Below are 24,172 nucleotides of genomic sequence, written 5' to 3' on the forward strand. Positions count from 1 at the left end.
CATGGCAGTGTATCGACCGTGCACGGAGGCCTTACCGCGCGAACTCGGGCACGGGTCTTCCCGCGATGGTGGCCCACAGGGTGTGGTCGAAGTGGTCCTGGGGGAGTTGGGCGACCATGTAGCGGACGCTGCGCTCGACCTTGATGCGCCACCGTCGGGCGGCTTCGTCGGCATCGCCGCTGCGGATCGCCTCGTGCAGACCGATGTTCTCGCGGGCGATGAGGTCCACCGCCTCGGCCCAGTCCAGTTGCAGGATCGCGTTGAACATGCGCAGGCGCATGGTGAGGTGCTCGAAGGTCCGGCCTGCTTGCGGTAGCTGCGCCGTTCGTGCGATCGCGTCCTGGAAGAGCAGGTCGGCCTCGCCGATGCGGGGGTGGTCGCCGTGGCCGGCGACGACCCGTACCTCGGCCAAGGCGGTGCTGATCGGGCGGAGGGCGGATCGGGGGAGGGTCGCGATGCGGCGCATCAGCAGCCCACCCAGATAGGCGCGCACGGCGTAGAGGTCGAGGATGTTGGTGGCGCTGATCTGGGGTACGGCGGCTCCGCGGTTGGGCAGCAGCTCGAGCATTCCCTCTTCGGCCAGCACGCGCAGGGCCTCGCGCACGGGGCCGCGGGAGACGCCCAGGCGGGTCGCCAGCGGTGCTTCCTTGACGCGTTCGCCGGGCTTGAACTGACCGGTGGCGAGCGCTTCGCGCACGAGTTGGGCGACCTTGTCGGCGATCCGGGGTGTGCCGGGCGTCGTCCCTCCGGAGGCCTCGTTCTGGCCCACACCCACGCGCCGTGCATCAGGTCTCTTTGCCCTGATCGAGTCTTTAGTATCTCCGTGTTCGCGTTGGTCGCCACTCCAGAGGACCCGACGGCTTTTGATCCACGAGAAGGGTTGTGCTGATGGCGTCCAGTCGCAGGACCAGCAACGCACGTCTTCGCGGAGGCTGTCGATGGACGTGGCGAAGCCGAGCACGTTGTCGTCGCTGAGCGGACTGCGGGACAGCAGAACGTCGATGTCGTCGATCCACGATCCAGTCGGAGCCACCGCGTGCCGGTGAAACCGCGGGTGTCCTTCCAGCCAGGTGTCGACGGCCCCGTGTGCCGAGGGATCCAAGCCGTCGACGATCAAGTGCACCGCCATGCCCGCAGGCACGCTGTGGTGGAGGCGGTCCAGGAAGTCGCGCAGCGATGAGGGAGCAAGCGGTGCGTCGTGCGCCTCGTCGCCCTTGACCGAGGCGAACGCGTTGGCCACGGCGAGCAGGTCGCGCGCTTCTGTCGACCGTGTGGACGGGGTCGATGTCGTGGGGGCGCGGTCGTTCAGCGGCGCCGCGTGGTCGTCGGCCGCGACGGCCAGCACCCGAAGCGGCGGCGCGAGGTGGAGTCCGACCAGGTCGCGCACCTGGAGCGGCAGCGGGTTGCCGGCGTCGTGGGGAACGCTCTTCGGGTTCGACTGGATCCGGTAGGTGCGCCAGATCCGGCTCACCTTCGTCTGGCTGAGGCCGACCGCCTCGGCCATGGTGCGGGTCGACCAGCGCCGACCGCTGGGCGGTGGGCTGAGCGTGCGCGCGATGACCTGCGTGATCGTGTCGTTCGTGACGACGCGCGGGCGGCCGGGGCGCGGTCGTTCGGCGAGCCCGTCCAGGCGTTCGGCGACGAACCGGGACCGCCACGTGCGGACCGTGTCCACCGTGGTGCCGAGACGTTCGGCCACGGCGGTGTTCGTGTCCTCCTGCTCGCAGGCAAGGACGATGCGTGCGCGCAGCACGAGGGCCTGAGGGCAGTTGCGGCTGCGAGTCCAGGTCATGAGCGTGGACCGCTCGCTGTCGGTGAGGACCACCGGATCGCGAGGACGTCGGGCCATGGGCGCTGATCGTAGGGGAATTTAGGACTCAACTCAATCCACCTGCCTGGTAGCGGTACATGGACGTTGTCGACAAACGGGCGTCTTCGCATACTTCGTCGCTACCGGAGATCGCATTCGGCGCCCACAAGGCGCACGAGCCGACGACGACAACTCCACCCCCCGACGATCCAGTGTCACGCCCATCCCGAAAGCGGCGATGCAGACGGGGCTTTCCGCTGCGGGCAGCCGCTCGCCGAACCACATCACGACCTGAGCAAGGGAGTTCCTGAACAATGTCGGCACAGCTGAGCGGTGTGCTCACCGCTCTCGCCACCCCGTTCACGGCGGAAGGCCGGATCGACGTGGACACCCTGCGTCGCCTGGTCGACCGCAGCATCGACGGCGGAGTCGACGGCGTCGTCGCCTGCGGATCCACCGGTGAGTTCGCCGCCATGTCCGGGGCTGAACGGCGCCTCGTGGTGGAAACCGTGGTTGACCAAGCGGCCGGTCGGGTTCCCGTCATCGCGCAGACCGGTGCGGTGAACACCGCCGAAGCGATCGCGCTGTCCTGCCACGCGCAGGACGCCGGCGCGTCGGTGCTGATGCTGGTCACACCGTATTACGAGCCGCTCACCGTCGAGGAGACCGTGCGCTACCTGCGTGCCGTCGCCGGCGCGGTCGACGTTCCGGTGATGCTCTACAACCTCCCGGGTGCCACCGGCGTCAACCTCACGCCTGAGGTCGTCGGGCGGCTCGCCGGCGAGATCGACAACATCCGCTACATCAAGGACACCAGCGGCGACATGTCGCAGGTGTGCAAGCTGGTCCACCACTACGGCGACGTCATCTCGACGTTCGTGGGCTGCGACGACCTGCTGCTGGCCTCGATCGCCGAGGGCGCGGCCGGTGTCATGGCCGGCACCGCCAACGTGATCCCGGCCGAGCTCGTCTCCATCCACCGGGCGCTGGTCGCCGGCGACCTGCCACGCGCGCGTGCCGAGTGGTCGCGGGTCTACCCGCTCGTGGACGCGATGATGTCGGCTCCCTTCATCCAGGCGGTCAAGGAGGCGTTGAACGCTGTCGGCTTCCCCGCAGGAAGCCCGCGACCACCGCTGTCCGATCTCGAATCCGGTATCGCCCAGTCGATTTCATCGCTGGCCTCCGGCCTGCAGCCCCAGGTTTCGGCTGCGCGCTGACCGGAGTCGCCGCTGCGCACACGAACTGTTCCCCGCGAAAACGCAACGGAGGTAGTGCTTCATGCCCGCTTCAGCCGACCTCGGCACGGCCGCGGTTCGCCGCGCACCGGACGTGCTGGTCAAAGTGGACGAGTTCCCGCCAGTCCAGCACTACATCGACGGCGAGTTCGTCGAGGCGACGTCCGGAAGCCGCATCGACGTGGTCGATCCGTGCACGGAGGAGATCCTGATCCAGGTCCCCGAAGGCACGACCGAGGACGTCGACCGCGCAGTCGCCGCTGCCGTCGCGGCCAAGGAGGACTGGGCGCGGGTGGTCCCCAAGGATCGTTCGGAGCTGTTGCACGCGATCGCGGACCGGCTGGCCGAGCACACCGAGCTGCTGGTTCACCTCGAGTCGGCGAACACGGGCAAACCGATCCCCGTCGCGCAGGACGACGTCGCCGGAACGATCGACACCTTCCGCTTCATGGCCGGGGCGTTGCGCGCGACCACTTCCATGGCCGCCGGTGACTACGTCGAGAACCACCTGTCGGTCATCCGCCGCGAGCCGATCGGCGTGGTCGGTGTGGTGACCCCGTGGAACTACCCGCTGATGATGGCCGCCTGGAAGATCGCGCCCATCCTCGCCGCGGGGAACACGCTGGTGATCAAGCCGTCCGAGCAGACCCCGCTGACCACGTTGAAGTTCGCCGAACTCGTCGGCGATCTGCTGCCCGCCGGTGTGCTGAACGTCGTCACCGGGCAGGGCTCTGTCGTCGGTGCGCGGCTCTCGGAACACCCCGATGTGGACATGGTCGCGCTCACCGGCTCGGTCAACAGCGGTCGCGCCGTGGCTCGATCCGCCGCCGAGACGCTCAAGCGGGTGCACCTGGAGCTCGGTGGAAAGGCCCCGGTGGTGATCTTCCCGGACGCCGACCTCGCCGCCGCCGCGTCGACGTTGCGCGTCGCGGGATACTGGAACTCCGGCCAGGAATGCGGCGCGGCCTGCCGCGTGCTCGTGCACGAATCGGTCGCCGAGGCGTTCGTCGAGCGTCTCGTCGACGAAGTGCGCGGCCTCGTGGTGGGAGAGCCGCTGGCAGGGGAAGAAGTCGAGATCGGCCCGTTGGTGTCGAAGGCGCATTTCGACCGCGTGCTCGGTTATTTGGAGCGCGCCAAGGACGAGGGCGTCCGTGCGGCTGTGGGTGGCGAAGCGCTGGATGGGGCCGGCTACTTCGTGGCGCCGACGGTGCTGGTGGACGTCCGCGAGGGCGCGGAGATCAGCCGCGAGGAGGTCTTCGGCCCCGTCGTCACGGTCGAAACGTTCCGGGACGAGGACGAAGCCGTCCGCCGCGCCAACGACGTGCCCTTCGGCCTGTCGGCATCGGTGTGGACCGAGAACGCACGCCGCTCCCACGACGTCGCGGCACGACTGGACGCGGGAACTGTGTGGGTGAACTCGCACCTGGTGCTCGCCAACGAGGTTCCGTGGGGCGGTTTCAAGGGGTCCGGATACGGCCGGGACCTGTCGATCTACGCCCTCGACGACTACTCCCGCACCAAGCACGTGATGCACAACCACGGGCGATGAGCCCGTCGGGAGCCTGAGGCAGGCGGGCGAGGGACGACGTTGCGTTGCTCCCTCGCCCATCAGCGTGCGTTCCGCGAGGTCGGGAACGCCGTGCAGCTGTCCGAGCCACGCGACGACGCTGATCTCCGCCAACGGAAGATGATCTTGTGGTGAGACCTCTTCCACCAGGGCCCCACGCCCACTCTCTTTGTTATTGATCATTCATTCCTCTAGTTCCTCGGAACGCGGTAGGCGCAGCCCGCGCCTACCGCGCCTTCGGCCCAGAGCTCCCGAGCGCAATGTCGCTTCGATCTCCTCCAGCGTCTGGCCCTTTGTCTCGGGGACGCGGAAGTAGATGAAGCCGACCGCCAACACTGTGATCGCCGCGTAGAGCCAGAACACGCCTGCCTGCCCGAGTGCATCGACGAGCGGCAAGAACGTCGCCGACACCAGGGCGTTCGAGCCGAAAATCGTCATGGTCGCCATGCCGGCCGCCTTGGCTCGCAGCCGCAGTGGATAGATCTCAGCGTTGATCAACCAGAAGACCGGCCCCAGCCCGATTGCGAAAGCGCCGACGAAGACCATCAATGTCAGCACGCTGAGCGAGCTCTGAGACGCCGCCGAGCCGCTGAAGGTGAACCCGAGTGCGACGAGGCCGATCGCCATGACCGCAGTACCGGCGAGCAGCGGTCCGCGGCGGCCGATCCGGTCCAGCAGCAGGATCGACACCACGGTCATTCCGACGTTGACCACACCGACCCCTACCGTGCTCAAGACCGAGCTCACCGCGTCGAACCCGGCGCTGTGCAGGATCGTCGGGGCGAAGTAGATCACCGTGTCGATCCCGGTGATGGTTTGGAACAGGGCGAGGATCAGGCCGATCGCGAGCGCCGGCCGTGCGACGCGGCCGAACAACGAGCGCCAGCGACCTGACTCGCCGGTCGCGGATTCACGAATATCGGCGAGTTCCCGCTCGATGTCGAGATGGCCGTTGCTCACCGCCGCCAGCGTCGACCGCGCCTCGGTCATGCGGCCGCGGGTAATCAGCCATCGCGGGCTTTCCGGCAGGAACCGAAGAGAGAGCAGCAAGATTACCGCGGGGGCCGCAGCAAGGCCGAACATCCAGCGCCAAGCACCGGCGGGCGCCAGCAGGTAGTTGACCACATAGGACAGCAGAATGCCGACCGTGATCAGAAACTGATTGAGCGAAACGAGCGCGCCGCGGATCCGGGGAGGCGCGATCTCGGCGATGTAGACCGGAACCGTAAGCGCTGCCGAACCGACACCGAGCCCCTGCGCGATCCGAGCCATCACGAGCCAGAAGTAGCTCGGCGCCACCGCGGCGAGCACCGCGCCGCAGACGAACGCTGCTGCTGAGCCGGCGAGCGCCCAGCGGCGGCCGTACCGGTCGGAGATGGGCCCGCAGCAAAGCGCGCCGATGACGGCACCGAGCTGCATCACGCTGACGACGAACCCTTGCTCGAACGAGGACAAACCGAACTCGTCCTTGAAGAACAGCAGTGCACCTGAAACGACCCCGGTGTCGTAGCCGAAGAGCAGGCCGCCCAGGGCGGCTACGAAGGCAATGAATGGCGAAGTGAATCTTGAAACTTTGGTCTTGCTCTTGGTCATGGTGGCGTTGTCCACGTCGACTCCATTTCATTGAGGTGATCTCAGTGGAGGTTGTGCGTAGCCGTGTTCGACCACCGGTCGATCTCGGTGCCTTTGCGCGCTGGTGGTCTTCTCGCCGAGCCGGTCGCAGGAAACAGGTTCCCGTCCCAATCGCATCGGCGACATCAAGAGTGGCACGACAAGTGATGGGCCCTGGCCTTACCAGGACCCCACGCCCACACCTCTCAAGAACCCCGGCCCCATCCCACTGAGATCAGCTCATTGTGCGGTGAGCGCTCATCGGGTGACTGCTCGCACATTGGGCAGCAGGTCCGGGCCGCCGACTTGGGGAAAGGTGTTGACACTCCGGAATGCCTCGCCATAGCGGACTCCGGCCAGTTCGCCGCGCGCCCGACTGTGCTCCCGCATGGATTCCTGGTAGTCCATTCCATAGGCGGTGTCCAGCCATTCCCGCTGGCTTGCATGCTCGCCGAGCACGGCTGACTTGCGCTCGATGACGTCAGTGATGTCGACGATGTGTTCAGGCGCGAAGTCCGAACCGTCCAATGTGTCCATGATGAAGGCATGGGGAATGGAGCACGGTGGAAACGCTCCTTCGATCAGCGGAACCGAGCACAGGATGCGCGCGTCGAGCGCGACTTCGCCGGCAATCCGGTGATCAGGATGATAGTCCGATGTGGCGTGCACGAGCATGACATCAGGTGAGGCTTGTCGGATCACGTCGATGAATCGCCGACGAGTGCCTTCGTCGTTGAACAGGAACTCGTCCGGGAAACCCATCCAGATCAGCTGCGCGCCGAGCCGGTCGGCAGCACTGCGTGCCTCCGCATGTCGCCGCTCGGCGATCTCCTCTCGTGTTCCGCGGCTGGATCCCACTTCCCCGTTCGTGGCAATCGCGATCGTGACCTGGGCGCCGGCGTCGACGTAGAGTGCGAGCGTGCCGCCGCACAGCAGCTCCACGTCGTCGGGATGAGCCCCGATGGCGAGTACTCGCATCGTTGTGGTCATGCTGGTTCTCCTCAGGCTCCGGCGGCGAACGCGATGGTGCTGAACAGGGCGTTGGCTGCCTGGCGCGAGTCCAGGCGGGTGTGCTGGACGACGACGGGATGGGACGAGGTCACGACCGCGGAGAAGTCGGTGGCGACTGGTACGGGTTCGGGTTCGACGAGGTCGTTGAGCGTGACGTGCCGCACGCGTTCGGCGGGAATCGTCACCTGGTAGGGACCGGCGGGCGGGCGGTCGGCGAAGTACAGGATGATTTCGACGTCGGCGTCCTCGCGTCCGTTGTTCAGGATGCACACGCTTTCGTGGCTCCGGAGCGTCGGGTCGTCACCGGTGCTGTACGGGGGGATCCACCCGTCGCCGATCGCCCAGCGCGTCGCGCCGAGCCTGAATTCGTGTGGGAGCTGGTGCATCACGGCTTCTTTCGCTAGACACTGATCGAGGACTTCGCCAGGACCCCGCCGTCGCAGCCGATCAGGGATCCTGTCGTGTATGAGGCGCGGTCTGACAGCAACCAGAGCACCGATTCGGCGATCTCCTCGGGTTGCGCCATCCGCCCGAGCGGGACTTCGCGTGCGACCTGCTCGCGCATGCGCTCGACGTCGGCTGACGGCACGTTGGCCCACATGAGGGGTGTCTCGGTCGGACCGGGAACGATGGCGTTGACGCGGATGCCGAAGCGCGCGTAGTCGACGGCGAGCGTGCGCGTCATCGAGCTGATCGCGCCCTTGGACGCGCCGTAGGCGGTGGCGCCTCCGGCGGCGAACCCGACCTGTGCGGCCGGGGAGCTGCACAGCACGACGCTGCCGCCGCCGTGCATCATCGCCTTCAACGCCTGCTGTGCGACGAGGAAGGTGCCCGTCGCGTTGACGTCGAGAACCCGCCGCCACACCGCAGGATCCAGCTCATGGGCCGCACCGCCGGAGTCGATCCCGGCCGCGGTGAAGAGGCCGCGCAGAGGGCCTGACGCCGCGTCCAGCGCGGAGAAGGTCTGCGCGACCGCGGCGGCATCTGTGACATCGAGGCCGTGGCTGGTGCCGTGGCCGCCGCGCTGTCGTATCCGGTCGAGCGTTTCGGCTGCGGCCGCGTGGTCGATGTCGGTGGCGTGGACGAGCCAGCCGTCGCGGGCGGCGGCGCAGGCGACGGCCCGTCCAATCCCCGACCCGGCCCCGGTGATGAGAAGCGCAGACCTGGTCATCGTGCCCTCCTGTCCGATGTGCGAACCGGCCGCGTCATGCTGCGCCCAGCAGGTGGGCGGCGTCGGTGTACTTGGCGAGCTTGTCGGGGTCGAGGTCGATGCCGAGGCCGGGTTCGTCAGGGATGGGGAGCATGCCGTCGTCGTCGAGTTGCCAGGGCCGGGCGGTGATGTCGTCGATGTACGGCGATCCGGTGACGTACTCGACGAGGTCCGTGTCGGGCAGCGCGGACGCGAGCTGGAGGTCGGTCGCGAGGCCGACGGCGGTGTTCCAGCCGTGCGGGATGAGCTTGACGCCGTGGTCATGGGCCGCCCAGCCGATGCGCCGCAGCTCGCTGGTGCCGCCGACCTTCGTGACGTCGGGCTGGACGATGTCGAGCGCGCCGGCCTCGATCCACGGGTGGAACGATTGCCGGCGGGTCAGCACCTCTCCGCCGGAGATCGCGACGGGGGCGAGGCGGCGCAGGTGGGTGTAGTCGTCGAGCGCGTCCGGAGGCAGGGGTTCCTCGAACCAGGCGACGTCGTGGTCGCGCAGCATGTGCGCGGTGCGCAGTGCCCACTTGTATCCCTGGGCCCAAGCGCTGTCGCTGCCGCCGGCGTCGACCATGAGCATCGCGTCGGGACCGATGGCCTCGCGGGCGGCCGCGACGATGCGCTCGTCGAGGCGCTCATCGGTGCGGCCGAACGGTCCCCAGCCGATCTTGAACGCCGTCCAGCCGGTCTCCCGCAGTTGGAGCAGGTGGTCGCGCAGTGGTTCGGGCTGGTCCATGAGCAGGGAGGCGTACGGGCGGACGCGCTGGCGATAGCGTCCGCCGAGGAGGCGGCCGACCGGTTGGCCGGTGACCTTGCCGAGGATGTCCCACAGCGCGGTATCGATGCCGCTGATGGCATGTGTGATCGATCCGCCACGCCCCATCCAGAACGTGGTGCGGTGCAGCCGCTCACTGGTGCGCTCGGGCTCCAGCGCGCTGGAACCGATGATCAGGGGACGCAGCACCTCAAGCGCACCTCGCACCAAGCTCTCGCTGGTGAATACGCTGCCGATGCCGACCAATCCGTCCTCTGCGTGGACGGTGACGAGCGTGTGCACCACGTCGTCCTGCGTCAGCTCCTCTTGCCAGCCTCCTTCAGGCGTCGCGCCGCGCAGTCCGGTGGCCCTGACGTCGATGATCTTCACTGTTTCCCTTTTCGCGGTGTAGTGGTGTTCTGATGCGTGGTCAGCTTCGCGGCAGGTACTGCCCTGCACGGGTGCCAAGGTGCTGTCCGTTGCGGACGACGAGCCGGCCGTTGACGATGACGTGGGGGACCCCGGCCGCGTAGCGCCCGGCGAACGCGAACGTGTCCTGGGCGGCGAGGGCCTTGAGATCGAGCACTGCGAGATCGGCGTGTGCTCCCACCTGGACGCGCCCACGCCCGTGAAGTGCGAAGCGGTCGGCGACCATCGAGGTCATCTTCCGCACTGCCTCCTCAAGAGCGAGGGTGCCGGCCTGCAGGACGTGGTGGGCGATGTAATGGGTGTGGCCGGTGAAGAAGAGCGGGTGGCGCGTGCGTTCGGCGAGAGGTCCGTCGGTGCGGCTGGTGAACCCGTCGACGCCGAGGCAGAACAGTGGATGGGCGATCGCCTCGGCGACGTGCTCGGGGGTGAACAACCGACCCATCAGCTGCACGGCGTGCATGTCCGCCCCGGCTGCCTGGAGGACATCGAAGAACGCGTCCCAGCAGTCCTGTCCCCGGCGCCCGGCGATCGCTGGGAAGGACAGGCCCTCCAGTTCCGGTGTCGCCGGACTGGTCGCGAGGACGACGCGGTCCCACTGTCCCTTGTGGACGAACCGCCAGTACCGGTCGCAGTCGCCGCGCAGCCGGGCGCGGACCTCGGCGTCGTCCAGCAGTCGTGCGGCGTGGGCAGGACCGTCGGCGAGCAGCCATCCCGGCAGCAGGCCGGCGGCGAGGCCGATGCCGTGCGGGTAGGGGGTCATGTCGGCGAGCACGTCCATCCCTGCCTCGCGCTCGGCGTCGAGTCGGCCGACGGCCTCGTGCCAGGCATCTGGCGGCGCGCCGGTGTCGTGGCGAACGTTGAGATGCGACAGCTGCGCACGAAGGTTGTTGCGCCGCGCGATGGCGAGGAACTCATCCACGGCGTCGAGGAGGTGGGCGTCGCGGTTGCGGATGTGGCTGGCGTAGATGCCGTCGTACCGGGAGAGCGCGGCGGCGACGCGGGTGAGCTCATCGGTGCTCGCATCACGCCCGGAGCCGTACTCCAGTCCGCTCGACATCCCGAGCGCCCCAGCGTCCATCGCCTCCTCGAGGTGTCGGACCATCCGCGTGATGCCGTCGGCGTCGGCGCCGGTGCCGCGTACCGCGGCTGCATCGCGCAGAGCCGTGTGCCCGACGAACCACGCCAGGTTCTGAGACGTTCCCCCTCCGTGGCGATGCACGACGTCGAGCAGCTCTGCGAAGGAGCGCCACGTGACCTCTCCGTCGTACCCGTACGCCCTCAGCGCGTTGCGGGCTGCGTCGACGCCGGCCGGAGGGACGGGTGCGTACGTGACGCCGCAGTTGCCAACGACCTCGGTCGTCACGCCCTGACGGATGGTGCTCTGGGCGTCGCGGTTGCCGAGGACCGACCAGTCGCTGTGGCTGTGCGGGTCGATGAAACCGGGGGTAATGGTCAGCCCCGTGACATCGACGCGTTGTCCCGCCTCGGCGCGTAGGCCGCTCTCGACGGCGACTACTCGCCCGTCCTTGACCGCGACGTCGGCCACCCGGGCGGGGGCGCCCGTGCCGTCGACGAGCTTTCCGCCGAGCAGGACGAGGTCGACGGCGGGGGCGGTGGCCGCGGGCATCAGCGGAGCTCCTGGTCGTGACGGTCGCGCACGCGGCTGAGGAAGGCGAGCGAGATCAGCGCTCCGAAGGTGAGGTAGAACGCCGGGGCGACGCCGACACCGGTCGATGTCGCGAGGAACGTGTTCACGAAGGGTGCGGTGCCGCCGAAGACCGCCACGCCGATGTTGTACGAGCTGGAGAACGCGGTCGAACGGACCCGAGTGGGGAACAACTCGACGAACATCGCTGCCATCGGGCCCGAGACCGTGGCGAACAAGACGACGAAGACGACCTGGCCGAGGAGGGCGCCGGCGATGGTGCCGCTGGTGACGAGCGCGAAGACCGGGTACGTGCTGAGCGCGAAGAGCGCCATAGCGCCCATCATCAGCTTCTTGCGTCCGACACGGTCGGACAGGGCACCCACGACGATGATCAGGGGCACTTCGATCAGCAGAGCTACGACGTTGGTCGTCAGGGCGTCCGCCAGGGGTAGGGCGCCGACGCCGGCCAGGAGCGCCGGGAAACTGGTCGCCGTGTATCCGTAGAGGGTCACGCCGAAGACGATGCCGAGGACGAGCAGCCAGTTGCGGCGCGTTGTGGTCCGCCGCTCGTCGTCGCCGGCGGGGACATCGTTCGCGCTCTGCTGATGCGAGCGCAGGTCTTCGCCAAGCTCTCGGTAGGCCGGGGACTCGTCGAGCTTGAGACGAACGAACAGCCCGATCGCCGCGACCCCGCCGCCGACGAGGAACGGGACGCGCCACCCCCATGCGTCGACCGTCTGCTCAGGTACGACTCGGACGATGACGGTGGCAATGCCCGTCCCGAGCAGGAACCCGGCAACCGTCGATGCCTGCGCGATGCCCGAGAACAACCCACGCCGGCCGGTGCGTGCGTGCTCGATGAGATACGTCGCCCCGCCGGTCCACTCGGCGCCCACCGCCAGACCCTGGATCATCCGCAACGCCACCAGCAGCGCCGGGGCGAGCAAGCCGACCGAGGCGTACGTCGGGAGCAGGCCGATGAGCAGGCTCGAGACGCCGACGATCACCATCGTCAGGGCGAGCATGCTCCGCCGGCCGGCACGGTCGCCGAGGCGACCCAGGAAGATCGCGCCGAGGGGCCGGCACACGAACCCCACCGCATAGGACGCGAGGGCCACCAGCAGCGAGACCGTCGGATCGTCCGTCGGGAAGAACAGGCGTCCGATGACCCCGGCCATCGCCCCGTAGATCGCGAAGTCGTACCACTCCAGCACCGTTCCCAGCACCGCCGCGGTCGTGACCTTGCCCGGCACTCGAGGTCCGGTGTCCGTGCGTCTCTGCCGTGCTGATGTCCCTGGTTCCATTGCCAAGCCTCTCCACGGAACTTCCCTGATGGGACGGTGACAGTAGAACGCAAATGGCAGATGGTCAACCATCGGCCATTTGCTAGGGTAGTGAGGGCGCCCAACGAAGGAGTTCTGCACGATGTCGGCACTGCCTGCTTCGCCGCCCGAGTCAAGACGCGACTGGATCCTGCGCAACTTGCGTGAACGCATCGCCTCGGGTGACCTTGCCGCCGGCGAAAGGCTCGTCGAGCGCGACATCTCTGCGAACTACAGCATCAGCCGCGGACCGGTCCGCGAAGCGATCATGGTCCTCGAACGGGAGGGCCTCGTCGTCTCGCACCCCTATCGCGGTGCCGTCGTCGCGGAGATCCCCCAGAAGGAGATCTCCGAGGTTCTCGTGCCGATCCGTCTCGTCATCGAGAAGGTCGCGTTCCGTGACGCGGCGAAGGCAGGCAACGAGGAGCTTCTCGCCGCGCTCGAGGTGATCGTTCAGCAAATGGAAGCAGCGGCCCAGCCGCTCGACGCGCGGCGTCTCGCGGACCTCGACGTCGCGTTCCACGAGACCGTGATCGCGGCCGCGCGGCACACCCAGTCGCTGCAGATCTGGCGCACGATCCAGCCCCGGGTGCGGGCATACTTCGTCCGCGACGCCCCGCATCATGACAGCCCGCACGCCGTGGTCGAACAGCATCGCGCACTCCTCGACGCCCTCGGTTCCGGCGACTCGGAGCGCGCCGAGGCCGAGATCACCGAGCACATCGGCATCTACCTCGACTGACGGTACGACGTCGGTTGGCGTACCGCCGCGACGGCCATGTAGCGCGCTAGCCGGGGCGGAGTGCTCTGCCATGCGTGCCGCGCAGCTTGTACGACCAATGGGGAATCGTCCCCGTAGACGTCCAGATCCGTCGATCACCCGAGACTCGGGGAGCGGCACGTCAAGCGAAACCTGAAGGCTTGCGCGGTTTCGACGCGGCAGCTCTCCTCGCACGCCGCACCGGACGAGGGGCTGCATCCGGGACTGGCCACGGCTGGTGCGCGTTCTCGGCAGTCGAAAAAACCGACCTGCTCGGCGATGTCGGCCACCGGCAGGAAGCGGTCGTTGATGTAGCGGTCGGCCAGGATCGCCGACATGGATCGGCTGGAAGCGGCGCTCCAGGGCCGGGTTCTTCTCCAGGTGCTTGCGGGAGTCGGAAAGCGGTGTCGCGCCGGTGGTTCGCAGGTCGCCGCGGGCCAGCTCCATGATCGAGTTCATCCGCAGGCGTAGGAGCGTGAAGGTGTTGGTCGCGGCGAGATGGGCCAGGTGCAGCAGCAGGACAGAGCATGATGCTGCCGGGGTCTTGCGCACGTGACGACACTGGAGGGAATGGCGGGTGCGGCCGGAGAATGAGAGTGACGATCAGGGCTCCGCGACCTGGTCGGATTCTTTATCGGCACCCGCACGGCTACCATGCTGGCGGAGTAGTCCGCTGTGGAGGAGGTCTCGCGTGGCCGAGGACAGTGCCACGGAAGGCGGCCCCACTGCCCGGCGTCTTGTGCTTGGGGGCCAGCTGCGCCGGTTGCGTGAGGCAAAAGGGATCTCCCGTGAGGACGCCGGATATGCCATCCGCGGGTCCGGATCGAAGATCAGCCGCCTGGAGCTCGGCCGCGTCGGCTTCAAGGAACGCGACGTCGCCGACCTGCTGACCCTCTACGGCGTGACGGACCCGTCCGAGCACGAGTCCTTCCTGGACCTCGTCCGCCGGTCCAACGAACCCGGCTGGTGGCACCGGTTCAACGACCTGATGCCTTCGTGGTTCCAGGACTACGTCGGGCTGGAGGAGTCGGCCTCCCGCATCCAGACCTACGAGATCCAGTTCGTGCCCGGCCTGCTGCAGACCGAGAAGTACGCCCGCGCGGTCGCCACCCAGGGCCGTCCGGAATTCCCGGACGACGAGGTGGCCCGGCGGGTCCGGCTGCGCATGCAGCGCCAGAAGCTGTTCACGCGACCGAAGCCGCCGCGGTTGTGGGCGGTGATCGACGAATCGGTGCTGTACCGGCCGATCGGCGGCCAGGAAGTGCTCCGAGAACAGATCGAGCATCTGCTCGAGGCGACCACCATGTCCGCGGTCTCGCTGCAGGTCCTGCCGTTCGACGTCGGTCGTTCCGGGGCGGAGGGGCCCTTCACGCTATTGCGTTTCGCCCAGCCGGAAATCCCCGACATCGTCTACCTGGAACATCTCTGCGGCGCCCTCTACCTCGACAAACCCGAGGACATCGAGGTCCACAGCGCCGCTCTGCACCGTCTCACCTCCGACGCCCTCACGCCGGAAGACACCCGCAAGACCCTGAATGCCGCGCTGAACCGCTCCTCTTGACGGCGCGTGTCGCGCACTGCAGGTCCGCAGGAGATGATGTGCGGCCTGGTGACTTGCGCATCCAGACACCGCACATGCCTCGTATGCCGCTCGCCGGCATTCCAAACCCGGCACGGGATGCCCTCAGGCTCAGTCCGGATTCTGCGCACCTCATGCACCGAGCGCCACCCTCCGTACACCACAACGGGCGACACGACATCAACGCATGCACGTGCATTTGCTCGTGCGCCTGCTAGGGTGGGCGCGCGGTCAACTGCACGTGCAGATGACCGTGCAGGGTTTCATTCAGTCGGGGAGGGTGAGGTTCGGATGACGAACATCCAGAACGGTATGCCCGCGCAGCAGCTGCCCAACGTGGTGTGGCGAAAGAGCCGCCACAGCGGAGCGCAAGGCAACTGCGTTGAATTGGCACCGTTGGTCGACGGCGGCATCGCCGTCAGAAACTCGCGCTACCCCGAGGGTCCAGCACTGGTCTACAGCCGGGATGAGATCGCCGCATTCCTGCACGGGGCCAAGGACGGCGAGTTCGACGACCTCGTCTGACGAGCCGTCCCGACGCTCCGCGCGGAGCCATGGTTGAAGCCCTTGACGACGAAACTCGGTGGCACCATGAACGAGATTACCAACGGCCTGCAAGCCCTGGTAGCCCGCGATTTCCAGTTCGCGCACCCGCGCGACGCCGACGGCGGCCTGGTCGCCGTGGTGGGAATCCGGGTCCACCGCGGGGTTTTCGACATCGTGCAGCTGTTCAGCGAGCACGAAGCCGATGCCGCGCGGATCCCCGGTGACGAGCCGGACGTCCTCTTCCCGAGCAAGGTCCTGTGGCGAACCACCGGTCCCGCGCGCGAAGTGATCGCCGAGCTGCTCGCACTGTCCGAACCGGCCCCGGACCTCGGCGCCCAGCCCACGGGCTGCTGGCTGCCGACCCACGCCGGCCGCTCGACCTGGCTGGCCGCCACCGCTTGACCGCGCTGCAGCAGGCCAGTTCGACACGCCCTCTCAGGGCACGGCTCCAGGCCGTCAACCCGCGGCCCGCAATGCTCTCGGCTCGCATGCCGCGATCTTCCCCGCATCAGGCATCGAGAGAAAGCGCCCTGCCGTCAGGAAACGATCAGCTCAGCGGCAGGCGATGCCACGCCGCTACGGCTTACGGCCTATCGCACCGTAGGCGTCCAACGGCTCTCCTGCGCCGGTCTGGTCAGCGCCAGGTCGCCACTGGTCGATCGGGGTCAGACCAGGCTCGACCAGCTCCAGCCCGTCGAAGAACTTCGCCACCTGCTCCACCGAGCACAGCCGGTACGGGATCGCGCCGCTCTTCGCGTACTCCTCAGCGGCTTTGCGCGCCGTCTCACTGAGGTTGGTGTTCTCCCACAACAGCAAGTAGCTGCCGGACGGAACCGCTGCCATCACCCGGCGCGTAATCGACAACGCCTCCTCGAACTCGGGGACATGCCCGAGCACGCCCATGAACATCACCGCGACCGGCTGCGTGAAGTTCAGCGTGGACCGGGCATCCGCAATGATCACCTCGGGCTCGTGATAGTCAGCGTCGACGTAGGCGGTCACGCCCTCGTCGGTCGTGTTCGTCATCAACGCCCGGGCGTGCGTCAGCACCAGCGGGTCATTGTCGACGTAGACGATCCTCGACTCCGGAGCGGCCGCCTGGGCCACCTCGTGGGTGTTCTGCAGAGTCGGCAGGCCGGTGCCGATATCGAGGAACTGGCGGACACCGGCCTCGGCTGCCAGGTAGTGCACCGCCCTCATCAACAACTGGCGAGATTCCTTGGCGATCTGCATGATCTCCGGCTGGAGAGCAACCCACTCGTCCCCCGCAGCCCGGTCGACGGCGTAGTAGTCCTTGCCGCCCTGCCAGTAGTTCCAGATCCGCGGCGATGACGGTGCGGTGTAGTCGATGTCAGCGCTATTAGCCACCAGGTACTCCGTTTCTCGTCACGGGGGCCTCCGCCCGTACCTTAGCGTGACGGTCCCACCCGAAACGACTCTCCGCGCCCATCAGCGTTTGGACGGATCCGGCGTCGACCGGTCTTGGGAGGTCTGATCAACGAATACGAACCGGCAGCATGAAACCGCAGATCAGCCTCGGTGGCCGAGTGGCCGGGTTTTGGACCAGGACAGGCATATCGTCCGCGTATCGAAAATCGCATACGTGCTGACAACACGGCGCTGTCTTGACTTGAGACATGGCCTCCCGCGAATTGGGTTTGATCTGCAGCGAAGCGACCACGGACCGTCGCGCCCGAACGATGGCCGAGCGATCTCCCTCGTCCATCCCGGCGACAGGACTCGCGGTCTTCGGCTGCGGCCAGGACGAAGCCGCCTTGTTCCAGGAGATAGGGGCTCGCTTCGGATTGTCGCCCACCATCACCGAGGCCGCCGTCTGCGAGACCAACGCTGAACTGGCACGTGGCAACCGATGCATCAGCGTGAACCACAAGACTCAGATCACCAATCCCACGCTTCTGGCGCTCAGCAAGGCCGGTGTGGAATACATCTCCACCAGAAGCATCGGCTACAACCACATCGACCTGGAGTACGCCGAGCGCGTCGGCATCTCGGTGGGCAACGTCGCCTACTCGCCGGACAGCGTGGCCGACTACACGTTGATGTTGATGCTGATGGCCGTGCGCCACGCGAAATCCACCATCCGCCGCACCGACGCTCATGACTATCGGCTGAGCGACACCCGCGGCAAGGAGCTGCGGGACCTGACCGTCGGGGTGATCGGAACAGGCCGCATCGGCACAGCGGTCATCGACCGGCTGCGAGGCTTCGGCTGCCGCGTGCCGGCCCACGACAGCCGGCATCAAGCCCCGGTCGACTACGTACCGCTCGATGAACTGATCGAGCAGAGCGACATCGTCACGCTCCACACCCCGCTCACCGCGGACACCCATCATCTCCTCGATCGTCATCGCATCGAGCGGATGAAGCCCGGCGCGTACGTCGTCAACACAGGGCGCGGACCGCTGCTCGATACCGAGGCTCTCCTGTCGGCGCTGGAGAGCGGCAGGTTGGGCGGTGCGGCGCTGGATGTCCTCGAAGGCGAGGAAGGCATCTTCTACGCCGACTGCCGGAACAGGCATATCGAGAACGAGGCCTTGGTGCGGCTGCAGCGCCTGCCGAATGTGCTGATCAGTCCGCACTCCGCCTATTACACGGACCACGCCCTGAAAGACACCGTCGAGAACAGTCTCATCAACTGCCTGAACTTTGAGAGTGGGAGAACAACATGAGCAGATTGAAGGTCGGAATCATCTTTGGTGGCGCGTCCGAAGAGCATCCCGTCTCCGTCAAATCGGCGCAAGAGATCGCCAGGAACCTCGACACCGAGAAGTACGAACCGTTCTGGATCGGCATCACCACGGGCGGCGATTGGAAGCTCTGCGACGGCCCTGGCGCGGATTGGGAGAACGGCAGCGCTCGGCCAGCCATGCTGTCACCCGCCCGAAGTGTGCACGGCCTGCTGGTCATGGGGCAGGAGGGCTATGAGGCGAGACGCCTCGACGTCGTCTTTCCCGTGCTTCACGGCAAGCTCGGCGAGGACGGCGCGATCCAGGGCTTGCTGGACCTCTCCGGCATCCCCTACGTCGGCTGCGACGTCCAGGGCTCGGCCGTGTGCATGGACAAGTCCCTGGCTTACACCGTCGCCAAGAGCGCAGGAATCGCCACGCCGAACTTCTGGGTCGTCGCGGAGAACGAGAAGGTCGACCCCGACCGTCTGCCTTATCCCGTCTTCGTGAAGCCGGCTCGATCAGGTTCATCGTTCGGCGTCGGCAAAGTCACCGGCAAAGACGAGTTGCCGAGCGCGCTGAGCGCAGCGCGACAGTACGACTCGAGGGTTCTGATCGAGGAGGCGGTGGCCGGCGGCGAGATCGGCTGCGCGGTCCTCGGGGAACTGTCCGGCCTGATCGTGGGCGAGGTGGACCGCGTTGACCTCTCGCACGGATTCTTCAGAATCCACCAGGAGGACTCACCCGAGACCGGATCGGAGAACTCGACCTTCATCGTTCCCGCCGACATCTCCGACGAATCGCGCCAGCTCGTCCAAGAGACCGCCAAGACCATCTACCGCACCCTGGGCTGCAAGGGACTTGCCCGCGTCGACATGTTCCTCACCGACGACGGGCGGGTGGTCCTCAACGAGGTCAACACCATGCCCGGCATGACGTCTTACAGCCGCTACCCGCGGATGATGGCCGCCGCAGGGGTGCCGCTGTCCGATCTGATCGACCGGCTCGTCTCGATGGCACTGCACGGGAAGAAGCGATGAACGACGACTTCGTCTACGTTGACGATCGGGTGCCGGGCGTCCGCTGGGATGCCAAGTACGCCACCTGGGACAACTTCACCGGCAAACCGGTAGACGGCTATCTCGCGAATCGCATCGTCGGCACCCGGTCCCTGTGCGCGGCCCTGGAGCAAGCACGCGAGAAGGCAGCCTCCCTTGGCTTCGGGCTGCTTCTCTGGGACGGGTATCGCCCCCAACGCGCCGTCGACTGCTTCCTGCGCTGGTCGGAACAGCCCGAGGATGGCCGGACCAAACTGCGGCACTACCCGAACATCGACCGGCCCCAGATGTTCGAGAACGGATATGTGGCCGCGAAGTCGGGCCACAGCAGGGGCAGCGCCGTCGACCTGACCCTCTATCACCTTGCCACCGGTGAGCTTGCTCCCATGGGTGGCGGCCACGACCTCATGGACCCGATCTCACGTCATCGAGCCCGAGGAATCACGCCGACCGAGGCCCAAAACCGTGAGCATCTCCGTTCCATCATGGAGGACTGCGGATTCGATCGGTACGACTGCGAATGGTGGCACTACACGCTGAGAAACGAGCCCCATCCTGATGTCTACTTCGACTTTCCCATCACGTGATCGGAGTCTCCATTGCATCTCGCAGTGGGGACATCTGGAACGCAACGACGAGGTCGTCATGCGGCGCACCGACCTATCGGGGCTGGAGGTCTTCCTGGGTGGCACCGATCCATCGCGACAGCACGACTGGGCCTCCGACGGATACCGCTCAAGCGAGGAATACCTGTTCTGGTCCCGCAAGGTCTGCGGTCTAGCATGTCTGCAGTCGCTGCTCCAGGGATGGACCGACATCCGGCTGCCGATGGGCGAACTCCTCGCGCTGGCCCTCGACCGGGGCTGCTACGTGGTGGAGCCCTCCGGCAAGGTCCGAGGACTCATCTACCGGCCGTTCATGGCCTGGGTCAGCTCGCAGTTCGGATTTCACTGCGAACTGGTCGAGCACACGCCCATTCACGCATCCAGCCGAGAGGTGCGACCCGGGCAGGTCATGATCGCGTCCGTATCACCTGAGATTCGCGACCCGAACATCCACGAGCCCCAACGTGGAGGCCACCTCGTGCTGGTCTATGCGGTCGATGACGGTGTGGTGCGGTTCCACAATCCGTCGGGCTACTCCCACAACTCAGACTCCGCATCGCTACCCATGCATGTATTCGAGCGGTTTCACGCGAACCGGGGAATCTTGATCAGAGGGACATCGTGATGCCAGGCGAGCCGACCAGGCTCCGCGACTCGGTCCGGGTAGCCAGTGCAGTGCTCGACCGTGTGCGAGCCGAGGTCGTGGTGGGCTTCGGCGGTTACAGCGGCCTACATCTCGCGGGTAGTCGTACCGTGACGCGGAGCCCGCCGTCGGCGCGCGGGCTGAGCGAGAGCGTTCCGTCGTGCGCTTGGGTGATGCTCTTGGCGATCGCCAGACCGAGGCCGGCACCTACATGGTCGCTGCGGACGCGTTCGCCGCCGCGCTGGAACGGCTCGGTGAGGGTGGAGACCACGTGCGGGCTGAGCTTGTCGCCGGTGTTCTCGACCGTGAGCACGGCGTCCTCGGGACCGACAGCGGTGCCGACCTGAACGGTGCCGTATTCGGGCAGGTTGTGGACGATCGCGTTGTGCAGGAGGTTCGTGGTCAACTGCAGCAGGAGCGCATGGGACCCGATGGTCGGGGTGATGTCCCCGGAGGTTTCAATGACGACGCCATGCTTCTCGGCAAGCGGGAGGAGTGTTTCGGTGGCTTCTTCCGCGATGAGCGACAAATCAACGTCCTCTCGGGCGAAGGAGCGCTGGTCAGTGCGGCTGAGCAGCAGCAGTGCTTCGGTGAGGTCGATCGCTCGGGCGTTGACGACGCGGAGGCGTTCATCGAGCTCGCTGCTTTCCCGGTTCGGATCGTTGCGAGCGACGTCGAGCAGGGTCTGCGTGATCGCAAGTGGAGTACGCAGCTCGTGGGAAGCGTTGGCTGCGAAGCGCTGCTGTCCGGCGACATGCGCTTCGAGCCGCGCGAGCATGCCGTCGAAGGCGTCAGCGAGCTCTCGGAACTCGTCCTGGCGCCCCTCCAATTCGATCCGGTGAGAGAGCGAACCCCTCGCAGCCGTGCGCGTAGCATCGGTGAGGCGGGTCAGCGGGGCCAGCATCCGCCCAGCGAGAATCCACCCTCCGGCGAGACCGAACACCAGGAGGAACACGATCGCGCCGGCGGCCGCCGGCGCGAAGTCACGCAGCAGCTCGGTGCCCGAAGGTGCGATCACAACCTCGCCGGCGTCCTGTGCCCTCTCCCGGTAGTCGCCCAGGAACCCCGCAAACGCCCCGAGCAGCACGGCGCCGGCCAGCATGAGGAAGCCGGCATAGCTGAAGGTGAGCTTGAGACGAACGCTCAACCCAGGCGCCCTATCCACATTCGCCTCCTTCGCTCCCGGCGTCCGGTCCCGTGTCGATGCGGTAGCCGACGCCAGGCACCGTGGCGATCAGCCAGGGTTCGCCGAGCCGCTTGCGCAGTGCGGATACCGTGATGCGCACGGCGTTGGTGAACGGGTCGGCATTCTCGTCCCAAGCCCGTTCCAGGAGCTCTTCGGCGCTGATGACACCGCCTTCGGCGGCCATGAGGACTTCGAGCACCGCGAACTGCTTCCGGGTGAGCGCGACGTACCGGCCGTCCCGGTAGACCTCGCGGCGGAACGGGTCCAGCCGCAGGCCGGCGAGCTCCCGCACTGGCGGCCTGCTGTGGGCACGCCTGCGGTCGAGGGCTCTGAGACGGAGCACGAGTTCTTGCAGCTCGAACGGCTTGGTGAGGTAGTCATCGGCGCCGAGCTCGAACCCGGAAACCTTGTCGTCCAGCCGGTCCGCAGCGGTGAGCATCAGGATCGGCATGCCGTTGCCTGAAGCGACGATGCGTTCGGCAACCTCGTCGCCGGAGGGCCCGGGGATGTCGCGGTCGAGGACGGCGATGTCGTAGGCGTTGATACTCAGCATCTGCAGAGCGGTGTCGCCGTCTCCGGCGATGTCGGCCGCGATCGCTTCCAGGCGCAGTCCATCGCGGATGGCCTCGGCCATGTAGGGCTCATCCTCGACAACCAGCACACGCATGCTCTCAATCGTAGGAGCGGGCGGATATCGCCGACGTATCGAAAACCGCGTGCAGGCTAGGCCGGCAGCACGGTGCCGCCTTGGCCGGCGACATGAGTCATACCGCAGCAGGACGACCACCGACCCCGCAAGGCCGGCTGTCCTCGCTGGCTCGCCATCCTCTCCCGACTGGGGCCCACGTGAGCGTTGGCGCCAGGTCTTCGCGGTCACCCCCACCGCTCTGCTGGCCCGGCACCGGCAGCTCATCGCGCGGAAGTGGATGTTCCCTCAGCATCGCCGCCCCGGCAGGCCGTCCACCGCATCCACCGTCAAGCGCCCACAACGAGTCTCTCAACGGCAAACGAGCCGTCGAGAGCGTCGCGGATGTACGCGCAATGCCCCGTGAGTCTGTTGAGAGTGCCATAAGGCACCAACAGACTCACGGGGCTTCAGTTCAGCTGCGGAGGTCGAACACCAGCCGGGCCTTGACCTGGCCCTTCTCGACCTCCTCGAAGCAGGTGTTGACCTCGTCGAGGCGGCGGGCCTCCCGGATTACCTTGGTGCGGCCCTGCTGGTGGAGGCGGAACACCTCGTCCAGGTCACCGCGGGTGCCCACGATCGAGCCGATGATGGTGATGCCGTTGAGCACGGTTTCGAAGATCGGCAGCTGCACGTGGTTGTCCGCTGGCAGCGCGACGAAAACCAGCTTGCCGCCCCGGCGCAGCGAGCTGTACGCCTGCTCGAATGCCGTCGGCGCCACTGCGACCGAGATCGCGGCGTCGGCGCCGCCGAGGTCCTTGATCGCCTGCACCGGGTCCTCGGTGAGCGCGTTGACGGTGTGGTCTGCCCCGAGTTCCCGGGCGAGTTCGAGCTTCTCGTCGACCACGTCCACCGCCACTACCCGCGCGCCGAAGATCTTGGCGTACTGCACGGCCAGGTGCCCGAGTCCGCCGATGCCGAACACGGCGACCGTGGACGCGGGACGGGCTCCGGAGAGCTTCACCGCCTTGTAGGTCGTGACCCCGGCGCAGGTCAGCGGCGCGGCGTCCAGCGGGTCCACCCCGTCCGGGACCTTGGCGACGTACTTCGCCGAAGCCTTGGCGTACTCGGCGTACCCGCCGTCGATGAAGTAGCCGGTGTTGAGCTGCTTCTCGCACAGGGTTTCCCAGCCGCTGGTGCAGTAGTCGCAGACACCGCAGGCGATCCCCAGCCAGGGAATCGCCACCCGGTCGCCTTCGGCCACGTCGGTGACCTCCGGACCGACGCACTCGACGATGCCGACGCCCTCGTGCCCGGGGATGAGCGGGAGCTTGGGCTTGACCGGCCAGTCCCCGTGCGCCGCGTGGATGTCGGTGTGGCACAGGCCGGAGGTTTCGATCTTCACGACGATCTCTCCCGGCCCCGGCTCAGGCTTGGGAACCTCGTCGATGGTCAGCTCGTTCGCGAAGTTGTGGACAACTGCGGCTTTCATGACAACTCCTAGGGCGGTGCATGTTGATTTCTTGCCGGGAATCGGCTCGCGATCTGGTGGCCGTTCTCGCTACGACGAGGTTCGGCGCTGCGCAACCAGGAGTCCTTTGTAACCGCCGTCAACGTCGGGGGGAGCTCTCCGAACGGTCAGTTCTGGGTGCGACCACAGTTGCTGGGGGGAACCTTTGGAGGCAGCAGCAATTCACTGTTGCATCAACCAAACCCGAAGCACAGCGCGGCACATGGGTACCACCCGGCAGGCCGGGGACAGGGATGGAGCATCGGCCTGCCGGGCGGCGGTCTGGGGCATCAGTCGTCGCTGGACTTGTTCAGGCCTTTGGAGATCAGTGACATGACGGACGAGTCGGCGAGTGTGGTGACGTCGCCGACCTCGCGGTTCTCCG

The 24,172-nt window shown here is 66.9% G+C and carries 23 protein-coding genes; 10 read left to right on the forward strand and 13 right to left on the reverse strand.

What is annotated here, in order from left to right:
• Positions 1-31: 31 nt before the first annotated feature.
• The gene (locus AC07EQ_RS40620) at positions 32-1,849 is read right to left on the reverse strand and encodes a GntR family transcriptional regulator (RefSeq protein ID WP_478393119.1); all 1,818 of its coding nucleotides are present in this window, start codon (positions 1,847-1,849) and stop codon (positions 32-34) included.
• Positions 1,850-2,124: 275 nt separating this feature from the next.
• Between AC07EQ_RS40620 and dapA the strand changes: the two genes are divergently transcribed.
• Complete coding sequence (gene dapA / locus AC07EQ_RS40625; RefSeq protein WP_478393120.1) at positions 2,125-3,027, forward strand: 4-hydroxy-tetrahydrodipicolinate synthase; 903 nt, start codon at positions 2,125-2,127, stop codon at positions 3,025-3,027.
• 61 nt (positions 3,028-3,088) lie between these two features.
• On the forward strand, positions 3,089-4,594 hold the full coding sequence (locus tag AC07EQ_RS40630) for an aminobutyraldehyde dehydrogenase (RefSeq protein ID WP_478393121.1): 1,506 nt from the start codon (positions 3,089-3,091) through the stop codon (positions 4,592-4,594).
• A gap of 201 nt (positions 4,595-4,795) precedes the next feature.
• On the opposite strand, the gene AC07EQ_RS40635 is transcribed toward AC07EQ_RS40630, so the two are convergent.
• The 7 genes from AC07EQ_RS40635 to AC07EQ_RS40665 form a co-directional block, all read right to left on the reverse strand.
• Positions 4,796-6,220 (reverse strand): sugar porter family MFS transporter, encoded by a 1,425-nt coding sequence (locus tag AC07EQ_RS40635; RefSeq protein WP_478393122.1) that lies wholly within the window; start codon positions 6,218-6,220, stop codon positions 4,796-4,798.
• Between the two features lie 261 nt (positions 6,221-6,481).
• Entirely contained in the window at positions 6,482-7,213 is a 732-nt protein-coding gene (locus AC07EQ_RS40640) for a PIG-L deacetylase family protein (RefSeq protein WP_478393123.1), read from the reverse strand.
• A gap of 11 nt (positions 7,214-7,224) precedes the next feature.
• On the reverse strand, positions 7,225-7,620 hold the full coding sequence (locus tag AC07EQ_RS40645) for a sensory rhodopsin transducer (protein ID WP_478393124.1): 396 nt from the start codon (positions 7,618-7,620) through the stop codon (positions 7,225-7,227).
• A 14-nt stretch (positions 7,621-7,634) separates the two neighbouring features.
• Positions 7,635-8,405 carry an SDR family NAD(P)-dependent oxidoreductase gene (locus tag AC07EQ_RS40650; protein WP_478393125.1) on the reverse strand — a complete coding sequence of 257 codons (771 nt, stop codon included), beginning with the start codon at positions 8,403-8,405 and terminating at the stop codon, positions 7,635-7,637.
• 34 nt (positions 8,406-8,439) lie between these two features.
• Positions 8,440-9,579: a mandelate racemase/muconate lactonizing enzyme family protein gene (locus AC07EQ_RS40655; protein ID WP_478393126.1), complete on the reverse strand. Its 1,140-nt coding sequence runs from the start codon at positions 9,577-9,579 to the stop codon at positions 8,440-8,442.
• Positions 9,580-9,619: 40 nt separating this feature from the next.
• Positions 9,620-11,245, reverse strand: coding sequence for an N-acyl-D-amino-acid deacylase family protein (locus AC07EQ_RS40660; RefSeq protein ID WP_478393127.1), 1,626 nt, complete (start codon positions 11,243-11,245; stop codon positions 9,620-9,622).
• Complete coding sequence (locus AC07EQ_RS40665) at positions 11,245-12,519, reverse strand: MFS transporter (RefSeq protein ID WP_478393128.1); 1,275 nt, start codon at positions 12,517-12,519, stop codon at positions 11,245-11,247. Before AC07EQ_RS40665 ends, AC07EQ_RS40660 begins: the two co-directional genes overlap by 1 nt.
• A 172-nt stretch (positions 12,520-12,691) precedes the next feature.
• On the opposite strand from AC07EQ_RS40665, the gene AC07EQ_RS40670 reads away from it, so the two are divergent.
• Positions 12,692-13,330 (forward strand): GntR family transcriptional regulator, encoded by a 639-nt coding sequence (locus tag AC07EQ_RS40670; protein ID WP_478393129.1) that lies wholly within the window; start codon positions 12,692-12,694, stop codon positions 13,328-13,330.
• A gap of 134 nt (positions 13,331-13,464) precedes the next feature.
• On the opposite strand, the gene AC07EQ_RS40675 is transcribed toward AC07EQ_RS40670, so the two are convergent.
• Positions 13,465-13,686, reverse strand: a complete 222-nt coding sequence (locus AC07EQ_RS40675) for a hypothetical protein (RefSeq protein WP_478393143.1) — start codon at positions 13,684-13,686, stop codon at positions 13,465-13,467.
• Between the two features lie 353 nt (positions 13,687-14,039).
• Between AC07EQ_RS40675 and AC07EQ_RS40680 the strand changes: the two genes are divergently transcribed.
• The 3 genes from AC07EQ_RS40680 to AC07EQ_RS40690 all read left to right on the forward strand — a co-directional run bounded on the left by AC07EQ_RS40680 (position 14,040) and on the right by AC07EQ_RS40690 (position 15,875).
• Entirely contained in the window at positions 14,040-14,909 is an 870-nt protein-coding gene (locus tag AC07EQ_RS40680; RefSeq protein ID WP_478393130.1) for a helix-turn-helix domain-containing protein, read from the forward strand.
• Positions 14,910-15,218: 309 nt separating this feature from the next.
• Positions 15,219-15,452: a DUF397 domain-containing protein gene (locus AC07EQ_RS40685; RefSeq protein ID WP_478393131.1), complete on the forward strand. Its 234-nt coding sequence runs from the start codon at positions 15,219-15,221 to the stop codon at positions 15,450-15,452.
• Positions 15,453-15,518: 66 nt separating this feature from the next.
• Positions 15,519-15,875: a hypothetical protein gene (locus AC07EQ_RS40690; RefSeq protein ID WP_478393132.1), complete on the forward strand. Its 357-nt coding sequence runs from the start codon at positions 15,519-15,521 to the stop codon at positions 15,873-15,875.
• 174 nt (positions 15,876-16,049) lie between these two features.
• Here AC07EQ_RS40690 and AC07EQ_RS40695 read toward each other — a convergent pair whose 3' ends face one another.
• The gene (locus AC07EQ_RS40695; protein ID WP_478393133.1) at positions 16,050-16,841 is read right to left on the reverse strand and encodes an SAM-dependent methyltransferase; all 792 of its coding nucleotides are present in this window, start codon (positions 16,839-16,841) and stop codon (positions 16,050-16,052) included.
• Between the two features lie 332 nt (positions 16,842-17,173).
• Between AC07EQ_RS40695 and vanH the strand changes: the two genes are divergently transcribed.
• From vanH to AC07EQ_RS40715, 4 genes are read left to right on the forward strand one after another with little or no spacing between them, the layout of a single operon-like run.
• Positions 17,174-18,163 carry a D-lactate dehydrogenase VanH gene (gene vanH / locus AC07EQ_RS40700; protein WP_478393142.1) on the forward strand — a complete coding sequence of 330 codons (990 nt, stop codon included), beginning with the start codon at positions 17,174-17,176 and terminating at the stop codon, positions 18,161-18,163.
• Positions 18,160-19,200, forward strand: coding sequence for a D-alanine--(R)-lactate ligase (vanA, locus tag AC07EQ_RS40705; protein ID WP_478393134.1), 1,041 nt, complete (start codon positions 18,160-18,162; stop codon positions 19,198-19,200). The genes vanH and vanA overlap by 4 nt, the downstream gene beginning before the upstream one ends.
• On the forward strand, positions 19,197-19,805 hold the full coding sequence (gene vanX / locus AC07EQ_RS40710) for a D-Ala-D-Ala dipeptidase VanX (protein WP_478393135.1): 609 nt from the start codon (positions 19,197-19,199) through the stop codon (positions 19,803-19,805). The genes vanA and vanX overlap by 4 nt, the downstream gene beginning before the upstream one ends.
• Positions 19,806-19,863: 58 nt before the next feature.
• On the forward strand, positions 19,864-20,448 hold the full coding sequence (locus AC07EQ_RS40715) for a hypothetical protein (RefSeq protein WP_478393136.1): 585 nt from the start codon (positions 19,864-19,866) through the stop codon (positions 20,446-20,448).
• Between the two features lie 94 nt (positions 20,449-20,542).
• On the opposite strand, the gene AC07EQ_RS40720 is transcribed toward AC07EQ_RS40715, so the two are convergent.
• From AC07EQ_RS40720 to adhP, 3 genes are all read right to left on the reverse strand, one after another.
• On the reverse strand, positions 20,543-21,631 hold the full coding sequence (locus AC07EQ_RS40720; RefSeq protein WP_478393137.1) for a sensor histidine kinase: 1,089 nt from the start codon (positions 21,629-21,631) through the stop codon (positions 20,543-20,545).
• Positions 21,624-22,319, reverse strand: coding sequence for a response regulator transcription factor (locus AC07EQ_RS40725; protein ID WP_478393138.1), 696 nt, complete (start codon positions 22,317-22,319; stop codon positions 21,624-21,626). Before AC07EQ_RS40725 ends, AC07EQ_RS40720 begins: the two co-directional genes overlap by 8 nt.
• 433 nt (positions 22,320-22,752) lie before the next feature.
• A complete protein-coding gene (gene adhP / locus AC07EQ_RS40730) occupies positions 22,753-23,769 on the reverse strand; it encodes an alcohol dehydrogenase AdhP (protein ID WP_478393139.1) in 1,017 nt (338 codons plus the stop codon).
• Positions 23,770-24,172 lie beyond the last annotated feature (403 nt).

It is taken from the genome of Saccharopolyspora sp. NPDC045839, assembly GCF_056431645.1.